The 13,808-nt window shown below is 64.9% G+C and carries 9 protein-coding genes and 3 rRNA genes; all 12 read left to right on the forward strand.

Going from position 1 to position 13,808, the window contains the following annotated elements; genetic code table 11:
• Positions 1 to 25: 25 nt before the first annotated feature.
• The 12 genes from P8A20_RS20090 (at position 26) to P8A20_RS20145 (ending at position 13,732) form a co-directional block, all read left to right on the forward strand.
• On the forward strand, positions 26 to 1,021 hold the full coding sequence (locus tag P8A20_RS20090) for a GlxA family transcriptional regulator (RefSeq protein ID WP_306103970.1): 996 nt from the start codon (positions 26 to 28) through the stop codon (positions 1,019 to 1,021).
• Positions 1,022 to 1,681: 660 nt separating this feature from the next.
• A 16S ribosomal RNA gene (locus tag P8A20_RS20095) occupies positions 1,682 to 3,207 on the forward strand.
• Between the two features lie 300 nt (positions 3,208 to 3,507).
• Positions 3,508 to 6,632 (forward strand): 23S ribosomal RNA (locus tag P8A20_RS20100).
• Between the two features lie 79 nt (positions 6,633 to 6,711).
• Positions 6,712 to 6,828: ribosomal RNA gene (gene rrf / locus P8A20_RS20105) — 5S ribosomal RNA — on the forward strand.
• The 16S, 23S and 5S rRNA genes sit together here, the layout of an rRNA operon.
• A gap of 72 nt (positions 6,829 to 6,900) precedes the next feature.
• Positions 6,901 to 7,548, forward strand: a complete 648-nt coding sequence (locus P8A20_RS20110; RefSeq protein WP_306103971.1) for an HAD family hydrolase — start codon at positions 6,901 to 6,903, stop codon at positions 7,546 to 7,548.
• Positions 7,549 to 7,590: 42 nt separating this feature from the next.
• A complete protein-coding gene (locus P8A20_RS20115) occupies positions 7,591 to 8,793 on the forward strand; it encodes an MFS transporter (protein ID WP_147958900.1) in 1,203 nt (400 codons plus the stop codon).
• Positions 8,762 to 9,934, forward strand: a complete 1,173-nt coding sequence (locus P8A20_RS20120; RefSeq protein ID WP_147958901.1) for an acetoin utilization protein AcuC — start codon at positions 8,762 to 8,764, stop codon at positions 9,932 to 9,934. The genes P8A20_RS20115 and P8A20_RS20120 overlap by 32 nt, the downstream gene beginning before the upstream one ends.
• Before the next feature lie 76 nt (positions 9,935 to 10,010).
• The gene (locus P8A20_RS20125; RefSeq protein WP_147958902.1) at positions 10,011 to 10,826 is read left to right on the forward strand and encodes a phosphatase; all 816 of its coding nucleotides are present in this window, start codon (positions 10,011 to 10,013) and stop codon (positions 10,824 to 10,826) included.
• Between the two features lie 128 nt (positions 10,827 to 10,954).
• Positions 10,955 to 11,167 carry a helix-turn-helix domain-containing protein gene (locus P8A20_RS20130; protein WP_030124091.1) on the forward strand — a complete coding sequence of 71 codons (213 nt, stop codon included), beginning with the start codon at positions 10,955 to 10,957 and terminating at the stop codon, positions 11,165 to 11,167.
• Positions 11,168 to 11,277: 110 nt separating this feature from the next.
• Positions 11,278 to 11,376, forward strand: coding sequence for a 30S ribosomal protein bS22 (locus P8A20_RS20135; RefSeq protein WP_003948845.1), 99 nt, complete (start codon positions 11,278 to 11,280; stop codon positions 11,374 to 11,376).
• Between the two features lie 225 nt (positions 11,377 to 11,601).
• Positions 11,602 to 12,672, forward strand: coding sequence for an NAD-dependent epimerase/dehydratase family protein (locus tag P8A20_RS20140; protein WP_306105176.1), 1,071 nt, complete (start codon positions 11,602 to 11,604; stop codon positions 12,670 to 12,672).
• A gap of 16 nt (positions 12,673 to 12,688) precedes the next feature.
• Positions 12,689 to 13,732 (forward strand): lysophospholipid acyltransferase family protein, encoded by a 1,044-nt coding sequence (locus P8A20_RS20145; RefSeq protein ID WP_147958903.1) that lies wholly within the window; start codon positions 12,689 to 12,691, stop codon positions 13,730 to 13,732.
• Positions 13,733 to 13,808 lie beyond the last annotated feature (76 nt).

The raw sequence follows: 13,808 nt of genomic DNA on the forward strand, positions 1-13,808 counted from the left end.
CATCGACCGATGCTTTACTGCCACCATGACCGTGACTCCCGAGCCCCGTCCCGGCCGTGTGGCGCTAATGGCCTTCCCCGGCGTCCGGGCCTTCGACGTCTCGGTCATCACGGAGGTGTGGGGAGTGGACCGCACCGACCGGGGCGTACCCGCCTTCGAACTGCGACGGGTGGCGAGCGAGCCGGACGCCGTCCAGCTACGGGGCGGCCTGTCCCTCACACCCGACCGGACACTGGCCTGGCTCGCCCGTGCCGACCTCATCGTGGTTCCCGGGCTCGACGACCACGTCACGCCCGCGCCCGAGCCGGTGCTCGACGCCCTGCGCCGCGCCCACACCCGGGGCGTCCCCCTCGCCGCCCTCTGCGGCGGGGCATTCACCCTGGCCCAGGCCGGACTCCTGGACGGCCGCAGGGCCGTCACCCACTGGAACCTCACCGAGCTGCTCAAGGCGAGGCATCCGAGGGTCACCGTGATGCGGGACGCCCTGTTCCTCCACGAGGACAACATCTGGACCTCGGCCGGCACCGCGGCCGGCATCGACCTCTGTCTGCACCTGGTGCGGACGACCCACGGAGCGGAAGCGGCGGCGACGATCGCGCGTTCGATGGTCACGGCACCGTTCCGCACCGGAACCCAGGCCCAGTTCATCGAACACCCCACCCCACGCGTCGACCGTGACGCGGATGCCCTGGCCGAGGCTCGGGCCTATGCGCTGACCCGTCTGGCCGAACCCCACACGGTGGCCGGCCTCGCCGCCCGGGCAGGCATGTCGGCCCGAACCTTCGCCCGCCGTTTCCAGGCCACCACCGGTACGACGCCGATGCGCTGGCTGATCACCCAGCGCATCGCCGCAGCCCAGAAGCTGCTGGAAAGGACCGACCTGGCCGTGCCCGAAGTGGCCCGCCGAGCCGGCTTCGGCAGCGAGATCACGATGCGTCAGCACTTCGCGACACACCTGGCCACCAGCCCACGCGACTACAGGCTGGCGTTCCACGACAGGGACACGTCGGACGGGGGTTGACACGCCCGACACCGGTCCGTAGTGTGCTCCGAGTTGTCCGACGTGAGCGCCGACCCCGGTCGGTCCCCGGACAGCCATTCCGCAGTAACCACGAGAAACCAACGGCATCTGTCGTGTCGTTTTCACGTGCGCACGTGCGAAATGAGGAATCAGCGTTCGAAGGTGGCCCGATTAGCGTCGGGGCCGGGGATTCCGCTAAAGTCTCACTCGTCGGAACGGCCCAAGGGCCGGGAAGGCGAACCCCGCTGACTGGGAATCAGGCCCGAAAGGATCTGATAGAGTCGGACTCGCCGGAAAGGGAAACGCAAAAGCGAAGAACTGGAAAGCGAAACAAGTAGTAACCCGCTTCGACCGGGAATCGGACACGAAAGAGTCTGATAGAGTCGGAAACGCAAGAACGAAGGGAAGCGCCCGGAGGGCCCCGGTGAAACGGGACCGAAGGAAGCGTCCGTTCCTTGAGAACTCAACAGCGTGCCAAAAGTCAACGCCAGATATGTTGATACCCCGGCCTGCATCACGCAGGTTGGTGGTTCCTTTGAAAAGTCCTGCACGGTCCTCGGACCGGGTAGGCAACATCAGCGAGGACGCTGTGAACAACCGGTCATATTCCGACCTGGTTGTTCCGCTCTTGCATGGTGCTCTCCCGATTACGGGAAAACATTCATGGAGAGTTTGATCCTGGCTCAGGACGAACGCTGGCGGCGTGCTTAACACATGCAAGTCGAACGATGAAGCCCTTCGGGGTGGATTAGTGGCGAACGGGTGAGTAACACGTGGGCAATCTGCCCTTCACTCTGGGACAAGCCCTGGAAACGGGGTCTAATACCGGATAACACTCTGTCCCTCATGGGGCGGGGTTAAAAGCTCCGGCGGTGAAGGATGAGCCCGCGGCCTATCAGCTTGTTGGTGGGGTAATGGCCTACCAAGGCGACGACGGGTAGCCGGCCTGAGAGGGCGACCGGCCACACTGGGACTGAGACACGGCCCAGACTCCTACGGGAGGCAGCAGTGGGGAATATTGCACAATGGGCGAAAGCCTGATGCAGCGACGCCGCGTGAGGGATGACGGCCTTCGGGTTGTAAACCTCTTTCAGCAGGGAAGAAGCGAAAGTGACGGTACCTGCAGAAGAAGCGCCGGCTAACTACGTGCCAGCAGCCGCGGTAATACGTAGGGCGCAAGCGTTGTCCGGAATTATTGGGCGTAAAGAGCTCGTAGGCGGCTTGTCACGTCGGATGTGAAAGCTCGGGGCTTAACCCCGAGTCTGCATTCGATACGGGCTAGCTAGAGTGTGGTAGGGGAGATCGGAATTCCTGGTGTAGCGGTGAAATGCGCAGATATCAGGAGGAACACCGGTGGCGAAGGCGGATCTCTGGGCCATTACTGACGCTGAGGAGCGAAAGCGTGGGGAGCGAACAGGATTAGATACCCTGGTAGTCCACGCCGTAAACGTTGGGAACTAGGTGTTGGCGACATTCCACGTCGTCGGTGCCGCAGCTAACGCATTAAGTTCCCCGCCTGGGGAGTACGGCCGCAAGGCTAAAACTCAAAGGAATTGACGGGGGCCCGCACAAGCAGCGGAGCATGTGGCTTAATTCGACGCAACGCGAAGAACCTTACCAAGGCTTGACATATACCGGAAAGCATCAGAGATGGTGCCCCCCTTGTGGTCGGTATACAGGTGGTGCATGGCTGTCGTCAGCTCGTGTCGTGAGATGTTGGGTTAAGTCCCGCAACGAGCGCAACCCTTGTTCTGTGTTGCCAGCATGCCCTTCGGGGTGATGGGGACTCACAGGAGACTGCCGGGGTCAACTCGGAGGAAGGTGGGGACGACGTCAAGTCATCATGCCCCTTATGTCTTGGGCTGCACACGTGCTACAATGGCCGGTACAATGAGCTGCGATGCCGCGAGGCGGAGCGAATCTCAAAAAGCCGGTCTCAGTTCGGATTGGGGTCTGCAACTCGACCCCATGAAGTCGGAGTTGCTAGTAATCGCAGATCAGCATTGCTGCGGTGAATACGTTCCCGGGCCTTGTACACACCGCCCGTCACGTCACGAAAGTCGGTAACACCCGAAGCCGGTGGCCCAACCCCTTGTGGGAGGGAGCTGTCGAAGGTGGGACTGGCGATTGGGACGAAGTCGTAACAAGGTAGCCGTACCGGAAGGTGCGGCTGGATCACCTCCTTTCTAAGGAGCATCTAGGTTTCCTTCGGGGAATCCAGAGACCATTTCGTCGGCAAATGTTCGACGGTGGTTGCTCAAGGGTGGAACGTTGACTATTCGGCACGACAGGTAACTCACTGCTAGTACTGCTTCGGCGTGGAACGTGGTGAGGGATCGGTCGGGTCGGGCATGCTGTTGGGTATCTGAAGGTACGGCCGGTTACGGTCGCCTTCGGTTGCCGGCCCCAGTGCACTCACCTGTAAGGGTGGGGTGATGGGTGGCTGGTCGTTGTTTGAGAACTGCACAGTGGACGCGAGCATCTGTGGCCAAGTTTTTAAGGGCGCACGGTGGATGCCTTGGCACCAGGAACCGATGAAGGACGTGGGAGGCCACGATAGTCCCCGGGGAGCTGTCAACCAAGCTTTGATCCGGGGGTTTCCGAATGGGGAAACCCGGCAGCCGTCATGGGCTGTCACCCGCTGCTGAACACATAGGCAGTGTGGAGGGAACGAGGGGAAGTGAAACATCTCAGTACCCTCAGGAAGAGAAAACAACCGTGATTCCGGGAGTAGTGGCGAGCGAAACCGGATGAGGCCAAACCGTATGCGTGTGATACCCGGCAGGGGTTGCGCATGCGGGGTTGTGGGAGTTCTCTTGATCAATCTGCCGATTGGTCGGCAAGTCAGAAACCGTTGGTGTAGGCGAAGGACATGCGAAAGGTCCGGCGTAGAGGGTAAGACCCCCGTAGCTGAAACATCAACGGCTTGCTTGAGAACCACCCAAGTAGCACGGGGCCCGAGAAATCCCGTGTGAATCTGGCGGGACCACCCGCTAAGCCTAAATATTCCCTGGTGACCGATAGCGGATAGTACCGTGAGGGAATGGTGAAAAGTACCGCGGGAGCGGAGTGAAATAGTACCTGAAACCGTGTGCCTACAAGCCGTGGGAGCGTCGCTGTATGTGCTTGCACATGCAGTCGTGACTGCGTGCCTTTTGAAGAATGAGCCTGCGAGTTAGCGGTGTGTAGCGAGGTTAACCCGTGTGGGGAAGCCGTAGCGAAAGCGAGTCCGAATAGGGCGATTGAGTTGCACGCTCTAGACCCGAAGCGGAGTGATCTAGCCATGGGCAGGTTGAAGCGGAGGTAAGACTTCGTGGAGGACCGAACCCACCAGGGTTGAAAACCTGGGGGATGACCTGTGGTTAGGGGTGAAAGGCCAATCAAACTCCGTGATAGCTGGTTCTCCCCGAAATGCATTTAGGTGCAGCGTCGTGTGTTTCTTGCCGGAGGTAGAGCACTGGATAGGCGATGGGCCCTACCGGGTTACTGACCTTAGCCAAACTCCGAATGCCGGTAAGTGAGAGCACGGCAGTGAGACTGTGGGGGATAAGCTCCATGGTCGAGAGGGAAACAGCCCAGAGCATCGACTAAGGCCCCTAAGCGTACGCTAAGTGGGAAAGGATGTGGAGTCGCAGAGACAACCAGGAGGTTGGCTTAGAAGCAGCCACCCTTGAAAGAGTGCGTAATAGCTCACTGGTCAAGTGATTCCGCGCCGACAATGTAGCGGGGCTCAAGCGTACCGCCGAAGTCGTGTCATTCACACATATAGGGCCAACGCCTGTGTGGATGGGTAGGGGAGCGTCGTGTGCCGGGTGAAGCAGCCGCGGAAGCGAGTTGTGGACGGTTCACGAGTGAGAATGCAGGCATGAGTAGCGATACACACGTGAGAAACGTGTGCGCCGATTGACTAAGGGTTCCTGGGTCAAGCTGATCTGCCCAGGGTAAGTCGGGACCTAAGGCGAGGCCGACAGGCGTAGTCGATGGACAACCGGTTGATATTCCGGTACCCGCTTTGAAACGCCCAATACTGAATCAGGCGATGCTAAGTCCGTGAAGCCGGCCCGATCTCTTCGGAGTTGAGGGTAGTGGTGGAGCCGACGAACCAGACTTGTACTAGGTAAGCGATGGGGTGACGCAGGAAGGTAGTCCAGCCCGGGCGGTGGTTGTCCCGGGGTAAGGGTGTAGGCCGTGTGGTAGGCAAATCCGTCACACATTAAGGCTGAGACCTGATGCCGAGCCGATTGTGGTGAAGTGGATGATCCTATGCTGTCGAGAAAAGCCTCTAGCGAGTTTCATGGCGGCCCGTACCCTAAACCGACTCAGGTAGTCAGGTAGAGAATACCGAGGCGTTCGGGTGAACTATGGTTAAGGAACTCGGCAAAATGCCCCCGTAACTTCGGGAGAAGGGGGGCCATCACTGGTGATCCGATTTACTCGGTGAGCTGGGGGTGGCCGCAGAGACCAGCGAGAAGCGACTGTTTACTAAAAACACAGGTCCGTGCGAAGCCGTAAGGCGATGTATACGGACTGACGCCTGCCCGGTGCTGGAACGTTAAGGGGACCGGTTAGCTGACTTTCGGGTCGGCGAAGCTGAGAACTTAAGCGCCAGTAAACGGCGGTGGTAACTATAACCATCCTAAGGTAGCGAAATTCCTTGTCGGGTAAGTTCCGACCTGCACGAATGGCGTAACGACTTCTCGACTGTCTCAACCATAGGCCCGGTGAAATTGCACTACGAGTAAAGATGCTCGTTTCGCGCAGCAGGACGGAAAGACCCCGGGACCTTTACTATAGTTTGATATTGGTGTTCGGTTCGGCTTGTGTAGGATAGGTGGGAGACTTTGAAGCAGCCACGCCAGTGGTTGTGGAGTCGCCGTTGAAATACCACTCTGGTCGTGCTGGATGTCTAACCTGGGTCCGTGATCCGGATCAGGGACAGTGTCTGATGGGTAGTTTAACTGGGGCGGTTGCCTCCTAAAGAGTAACGGAGGCGCCCAAAGGTTCCCTCAGCCTGGTTGGCAATCAGGTGTTGAGTGTAAGTGCACAAGGGAGCTTGACTGTGAGACCGACGGGTCGAGCAGGGACGAAAGTCGGGACTAGTGATCCGGCAGTGGCTTGTGGAAGCGCTGTCGCTCAACGGATAAAAGGTACCCCGGGGATAACAGGCTGATCTTCCCCAAGAGTCCATATCGACGGGATGGTTTGGCACCTCGATGTCGGCTCGTCGCATCCTGGGGCTGGAGTCGGTCCCAAGGGTTGGGCTGTTCGCCCATTAAAGCGGTACGCGAGCTGGGTTTAGAACGTCGTGAGACAGTTCGGTCCCTATCCGCTGTGCGCGTAGGAATATTGAGAAGGGCTGTCCCTAGTACGAGAGGACCGGGACGGACGAACCTCTGGTGTGCCAGTTGTCCTGCCAAGGGCATGGCTGGTTGGCTACGTTCGGAAAGGATAACCGCTGAAAGCATCTAAGCGGGAAGCCTGCTTCGAGATGAGTATTCCCACCACCTTGAGTGGTTAAGGCTCCCAGTAGACGACTGGGTTGATAGGCCAGATGTGGAAGCCCGGTAACGGGTGGAGCTGACTGGTACTAATAGGCCGAGGGCTTGTCCTCAGTTGCTCGCGTCCACTGTGTTAGTTCTGAAATAACGAACGGCCGTGTTTTGTTCCGGTGTTGGTTAATTTCATAGTGTTTCGGTGGTCATTGCGTTAGGGAAACGCCCGGTTACATTCCGAACCCGGAAGCTAAGCCTTTCAGCGCCGATGGTACTGCAGGGGGGACCCTGTGGGAGAGTAGGACGCCGCCGAACAATTATTCCGGGAAAGCCCCGTGCCCTTGTGGCACGGGGCTTTTCTGCGTTCTGAGCGTCTAGTGTCGAACCATGCGCTACGAACTGGTCATCTTCGACAACGACGGCGTGCTCGTCGACAGTGAGCCGATCTCCAACACCGTCCTGGCCGGCTACCTCACCGAGCTCGGCCACCCCACCTCGTACGACGAGTCCCTCCGCGACTACATGGGGGCCGCCATCCACCGGGTCCACGACCTCGTGGAGGAGCGGACCGGCCAGAAACTGCCCGAGGACTTCGACGAGGAGCTCCACCGGCGCACCCTCGGCGCGTTCCAGCAGGAGCGGCTGGCCGCGGTCGAGGGAGTCGACGAGCTGCTGGGCTCGCTCGTCGCCGACGGTGTGGCGTACTGCGTCGCCTCGTCCGGAAGTCACCAGAAGATCGCGGCAGGGCACCGGAACACCGGCCTCGACCAGTGGTTCGAGGAGGAGTGGATCTTCAGCTCCGAGGATGTGGGGCGGGGGAAACCGGCCCCGGACCTGTTCCTCCACGCCGCCGAACGGATGGGCGTCGCCCCCGAGCGGTGTGTCGTGATCGAGGACAGCCCGCTGGGCGTCGAGGCGGCCCGCGCCGCGGGGATGGACGTGTACGGCTTCACCTCGATGATGCCGGCGGACCGGCTCAGCGGAGTCACGGGGCACTTCTCCGACATGAGGCAGCTGCCCGAACTCCTCGCCTGATCCGTCTACCCAGCGGTAGTTCAGGGCTCTACGCTCGCGGCCATGACGGATGCGCGGTTGCGGTACGGCAGGGCCTCGCTCGCTCTGAGCTTCCTGGTGCAGGGGGTGACCTTCGCTCTCCTCGTGACGCGCATCCCCGCCATCCAGGACCGGTACGGGATATCCGACGGGCTGCTGCCCGTCTTCCTGGCCGCCGTTCCTGTCCTGGCGGGGGTCGCCAGCGTGCTCACCGAGAAGGTGGTCGCGCGGGTGCGGCCGGGGGCCGTGCTCAGGTGGGCGCAGCCCGTGGTGATGCTGGCCCTGCTCGGCGTGGGCGCCGGCACCGAGGTCTGGCAGGTCGCTCTCGCGCTCGGCGTCTTCGGGCTGGCCGTCGGGGCGCTGGACGCCTCCATGAACATGATGGGCGTCAGCCTTCAGCGGGCGTACGGGCGCAGCATCATGCTGGGCTTCCACGCCGCGTACAGCCTGGGTGGTATCGCCGGGGCGTCGATGGCGTGGGCCGGCGCGCACTGGGACCTGTCGCTGTTGGTGTCCTATCTGCCGGCGGTGCTCGTCCTGCTGCCCGCGGCCCTGATCGGGAGCCGCTGGTACGCGGAGGGGAAGGTGGCCGGTGACGCATCGGCGCCCGGCCGGGCCGAGGGGACGCCCGTGCCGTTCAGGCTGCTGTTGCCGCTGTGCCTGGTGATGGCGTTCGCGTACATCGGGGACTCGACGGTCTCCAACTGGAGCGCGAAGTACCTGCAGGACGTCCTGGGCGGCTCGGAGCAGCTTGCGACGGTTCCGTACAACGTCTACATGGTGACGACCCTGCTGGGGCGGGCCGTCGGTGACCTCGGGGTGCGCCGGTTCGGGGCGGTCGCCGTGGTGCGGGGCGGGAGTGTGCTGGCCGCCGTGGGGTTCGGTGTGGTGGCGGTGGCGCCGGGGGCCTGGTGGGGGATGCTCGGCTTCACGCTGCTGGGGCTGGGTCTCTGTGTGATCGTGCCGCAGACGTTCGCCGCCGCGGGGCGGATGTTCCCCGGGGCGAGTGATGTGGCCGTGGCCCGGCTGAACGTCTTCAACTACGTGGGATTTCTCGTGGGGTCGCCGCTCGTGGGGGCGCTCGGGGACGCGTGGAGCTACCGCGGCGCGATGCTCGTGCCCATGGTGCTGGTCCTGGCGACGCTCGTGTACGCCCGCTCGTTCGGTGCGGATCCCGCCCGATACGGTGGCGGGCATGAGCGGGCGCGCGCAGCTGATGTGGGATGAGGCAGTAACCGGATACGACTTCGGGTCCAGTCACCCCATGGACCCGGTCAGACTCGCTCTGACGATGGGCCTGGTGCGGGCGTTCGGGCTGGACGGGTCGGTGGACGTGCGGTCGGCCAAGGCCGCCGGGGACTCCACTTTGCGGCTCGTGCACCGTGAGGACTACGTGGCGGCCGTCCGGGCCGCGTCCGTGGATCCGGGGTCCGCCGACCAGGCATACGGGCTGGGGACGGTCGACGACCCCGCCTTCGCGGGGATGCACGAGGCGTCCGCGCTCATCGCCGGGCTCTCGGTGGGGGCCGCGGAGGCGGTGTGGCGGGGGGAGAGCCGGCACGCGGTGAACTTCACGGGCGGGCTGCACCATGCGATGCCAGGGGCTGCCTCCGGGTTCTGCGTGTACAACGATCCGGCGCTCGCCATCGCCCGGCTGCTGGAGCTCGGCGCCGAGCGGGTGGCGTACGTCGATGTGGACGTCCATCACGGGGACGGGGTGCAGGCGGCGTTCTGGGAGGATCCGCGGGTCCTCACCGTGTCGCTGCACGAGCATCCGCGCACGCTGTTCCCGCAGACCGGGTGGCCGGAGGAGACCGGTGCCGGGGCGGGCGATGGTGGGGCCGTGAACGTGGCCCTGCCGGCGGGTACGGGTGACGCCGGGTGGCTGCGGGCGTTCCACGCGGTGGTGCCGGAGCTCCTGGAGGACTTCCGGCCGCAGGTGCTGGTGACCCAGCACGGGGCCGATACGCATTTCGAGGACCCGCTGGCGCATCTCGCGGTGTCGCTGGACGCCCAGCGTTCCGTCATGACGGCCTGTCATGAGCTGGCCCACTCATACGCCGAGGACGGGCGCTGGGTGGCGCTGGGCGGAGGGGGTTACGCGGTGGTGGACGTGGTGCCGCGTTCCTGGACGCATCTCGTGGGGATCGCCGCGCACGCGCCGGTGGAGCCGGAGGCCGTGATTCCGGCCTCGTGGCGGGACGAGGTCTACGCCCGTACGCGGCAGTTGGGCCCTGCCCGGATGACCGACGGCCGTACTCCTTCGTGGAAGCCGTGGGAGGACGGGTACGACCCTGCGGACCGGCTGGACCAGGCGGTGCTGGCGACCCGGCGGTCGGCGTTCCCGCTGCGGGGGCTGCTGGCCTGAGCCGGGGTTACGCCAACGGGTGGGCGGTATCCGGGTTCCGGCCCCTGAGCGCGTCGGGTGCGGGAGCATCGGGAGGGTGTTGAGCACCGGAGCGCTGCGCGCTCATCTGCTGGCGGCGCGGCTCGCGGGGCCCGTGGCCACGCCTCGGGAGACCAGTCTGCGGAGCTATCGGCTGTTCGCGGCGAGGGATCCTCGTGTGCTGCTCGGACTTGATCCGGACCATGCCTGGGGTGAGCGTGACCTGCTGCGGCTGATGGCCGACAAGTGCGGTGTCTCGGACGATCCTGATTATGTGTCAGGTCCGGACGTGATCGATCCGGAGCGGACCCTGACCGCTCTGGAAGCGTTCGCGCGGCGTCTCGCGGGGGCTGCGGAGAGGCGGGCTCCGGTGCTGTTCGGCACGGGGCATCCGCATCGGCTGCTCGGGTTCTACGCCGGGCTGGCAGACGCCTTGTCGGCGGCCGGCTGCGCGGTCCTCACCCCGGCGCAGGGCCGATGTGTCGACATGGCGACTCGATTCGGCGTACGCACGTACCACCTCGACTACGTACAAGGTGTCGCGCTGGTGCGCGAACCGGGCGTGCGGGTTCCCGGGAGTGCGACCGGCGCACATACCCACTCGCCGCTGCCGGTCCGGGCGGTGCTGGAGGAGGCGGTGAGGGCCGGGGGGCCGCTGCCGGAGCTGGTCGTCGGGGACCACGGGTGGGTCTGCGGGGCAGGTCAGCTGGGTATCGAGGCCATCGGGCTGGCGGACACGGACGACCCCGCGCTGTTCGTGGGCGAGGCGGAGGGGCGGGTGTCCGTCGCCGTTCCGCTCGATGACGGGGTGCGGTCGGACTACTACCGGCCTCTCACTCGGTATGTACTCAATCGGGCGTGTCTGTCACAGTAGGCGGCCGATCGTCTCACCTCTTCCCCACTCGTATCACCCGCCCCTAATCTGGGGAGTGAGCGCACAACGACGAAGAGTCACCGGAGGGGAAGCCGGTGCGCGTCTCGTGCGGAAGGTACAGGTGGGTCATGGCTGCTGACAGTGAGAGGCCTCTCAACGAGGTCAGGTTTCTGACCGTGGCGGAAGTCGCCTCGGTCATGAGGGTGTCGAAGATGACCGTGTACCGCTTGGTGCACAGCGGTCATCTGCCGGCGATCAGGGTGGGAAGGTCCTTCCGGGTCCCGGAGCAAGCGGTTCACGAGTACCTTCGCGAGTCCTTCGTGGGGGTGGAGTCGGCCTGACGTTGCCCTCGGATTACGCCCCTCACCCGGTGGCGGGTAGGCTAGGCCGACGTAGGTCGTGTGGGCCCAGACGCCCCGCACCAGTGAAGAAGAAGTGAGCGAGGGTAGTCGTGGGCTCTGTTATCAAGAAGCGGCGCAAGCGGATGGCCAAGAAGAAGCACCGCAAGCTGCTCAAGCGCACGCGCGTTCAGCGTCGCAACAAGAAGTAGGCGAACGCAGTTCGTGAGTCCGAGGCCCTCCCGCCGTCATGGCGGGAGGGCCTCGGTGCGTTCCGGGCGTGTTCCGGGCTCCTGTGCCGTGCGGCGGATCCGGTGGTATTCGCGCCATCGGTTCGGTAAAGCCCGCCTGGGGTCATCACAGGGCAACATCCACCGACTACGGTGACGGCCAGGGGAAGACCCCGTTCGGTGAACGATCGACGGAAGGCGCTGATCTTGGGGAAGATCGTGCTCGTCACTGGTGCGGCCCGTCAGCTGGGAGGCCGCTTCGTGCGGCGCATCCAGCGCGATCCCGGTGTGGACCGGGTGATCGCGCTCGACGCGGTCACGCCCGGGCACCAGCTGGGTGACGCGGAGTTCGTCCTGGCGGACATCCGGCAGTCGGCCATCGCCCGGGTCCTCGCCGAGCATTCCGTCGACACCGTCGTACATCTGGACGTCTCGGCGAAGGCGCTGGGCGCGGGCGGCCGGACGACGGTCAAGGAGACCAACGTCATCGGCACGATGCAGCTGCTCGGAGCCTGCCAGAAGTCCCCGTCCGTCCAGCGCCTCGTGGTCAAGTCCAGCACGAACGTCTACGGCTCCGCGCCCCGTGACCCCGCGGTCTTCACCGAGACCACGTCGCCCAAGTCCCTGCCCAGCGGGGGCTTCGCCAAGGACGCGGTGGAGGTCGAGGGGTACGTCCGCGGGTTCGCGCGCCGCAGGCCGGACGTGGCGGTGTGCGTGCTGAGGTTCGCGAACATCCTGGGGCCCGAGCCGGACTCGCCGCTCGCCGACTACCTGACGCTGCCGGTCCTGCCGACGGTCCTCGGGTACGACCCCCGGCTGCAGTTCGTCCACGAGGACGACGTCGTCGACGTACTGGAGATCGCCGCACGCGAACCCCGGCGCGGCACCCTGAACAGCGGCACGTTCAACATCGCGGGCGACGGTGTGCTGCTGCTGTCGCAGTGCTCGCGCCGACTGGGACGGCCGACCGTGCCGGTGCTGCTGCCGGCCGTCACCTGGGTGGGGACGGCGCTCCGTACGATCGGTATGACGGACTTCTCGCCGGAACAGATCCGGCTGCTCACCCACGGCAGGGTCGTCTCGACGGTGCAGATGCGCGAGACGCTCGGGTTCAGGCCCAGGTTCACCACGGCCGAGACCTTCGCGGAGTTCGCGCGGAGCCGGGGGCCGGGGCTGCTGCCTCCCGAGCGGGTGGGCAGGGCGGTCGGGAGACTCGCCGGGCTGCCGCTCGGCGGGGGACAGGCCGACAGGACACATTCGACTCACGGCGCCAGGTAGAGGAGCGCGACCGACGATGGCGGACGCCAAGGTCATTCCCTTCGACGACGACCGTTCGCGCTCAGGCGCGGCGCGGCGCAGAGGCGTGCTGCCGGGCGGCGCCCGAGGGCCGGCGACGGCCGGTCCTGCGCCCGTGAGCGCCCTGCCGGGCGGTCAGGTGCCGGGAGGGGCCGCCGAGGCCACTGGTGCCGCCCCACAGGACGGTGACGCGGGTGCCGGGAGCGGCTGGGACCGGCGGATCGCGGGCGGGCTCGCGTTCCTGCGGCGCCGGCTCACGGGCGACTACGACGTCGACGAGTTCGGCTACGACAAGGAGCTGACCGACCAGGTCCTCATGTCGGTGCTGCGGCCACTCGCCGACAAGTACTTCCGGGTCGAGGTGAAGGGCATCGAGAACATCCCGTCCGACGGGGGTGCGCTCGTCGTGGCCAACCACTCCGGGACGCTGCCGCTGGACGGGCTGATGCTCCAGGTCGCGGTCCACGACAACCACCCGGCGGAGCGGCATCTGCGGCTCCTGGCGGCCGATCTCGTCTTCATGCTCCCCGTGGTCAACGAGCTGGCGAGGAAGGCCGGGCACACCCTTGCGTGCGCGGAGGACGCGGAGCGGCTGCTGCAGGGCGGCGAGGTCGTCGGGGTGATGCCGGAGGGTTTCAAGGGCATCGGGAAGCCGTTCGGCGAGCGGTACAAGCTCCAGCGTTTCGGGCGGGGCGGGTTCGTTTCGACCGCGCTGCGGGCCGGGGTGCCGATCGTGCCGTGCTCGATCGTCGGGGCCGAGGAGATCTACCCGATGATCGGCAACTCCAAGACGCTGGCGCGCGTCCTCGGTGTCCCGTACTTCCCGATCACGCCGACGTTCCCGTGGCTGGGGCCGCTGGGCGCGCTGCCGTTGCCGACGAAGTGGACGATCCAGTTCGGGGAGCCGATTCCCACGGACGGGTATCCGCCGGAGGCGGCGGAGGACCCGATGCTGATGTTCAACCTGACGGACCAGGTGCGGGAGCAGATCCAGCACACGCTCTACAAGCTGTTGGTGCAGCGTCGGTCGGTCTTCTTCTGAGGGCGCGCGCGGTCCGGGTGTCGCCCGCACCGCCGACGGCATGAGCGAGGGGCGGCCCGGTTCGGGCCGCCCCTCC

Origin of the sequence: Streptomyces sp. Alt3 (genome assembly GCF_030719215.1) — a bacterium.
Classification (GTDB): Bacteria; Actinomycetota; Actinomycetes; order Streptomycetales; family Streptomycetaceae; genus Streptomyces; species Streptomyces glycanivorans.

Coding starts and splice junctions, on each gene's coding strand:
- P8A20_RS20090 (WP_306103970.1), top strand. CDS start 26: ATGACCGTGACTCCCGAGCCCCGTCCCGGCCGTGTGGCGCTAATGGCC.
- P8A20_RS20110 (WP_306103971.1), top strand. CDS start 6,901: ATGCGCTACGAACTGGTCATCTTCGACAACGACGGCGTGCTCGTCGAC.
- P8A20_RS20120 (WP_147958901.1), top strand. CDS start 8,762: ATGAGCGGGCGCGCGCAGCTGATGTGGGATGAGGCAGTAACCGGATAC.
- P8A20_RS20145 (WP_147958903.1), top strand. CDS start 12,689: ATGGCGGACGCCAAGGTCATTCCCTTCGACGACGACCGTTCGCGCTCA.
- P8A20_RS20115 (WP_147958900.1), top strand. CDS start 7,591: ATGACGGATGCGCGGTTGCGGTACGGCAGGGCCTCGCTCGCTCTGAGC.
- P8A20_RS20130 (WP_030124091.1), top strand. CDS start 10,955: ATGGCTGCTGACAGTGAGAGGCCTCTCAACGAGGTCAGGTTTCTGACC.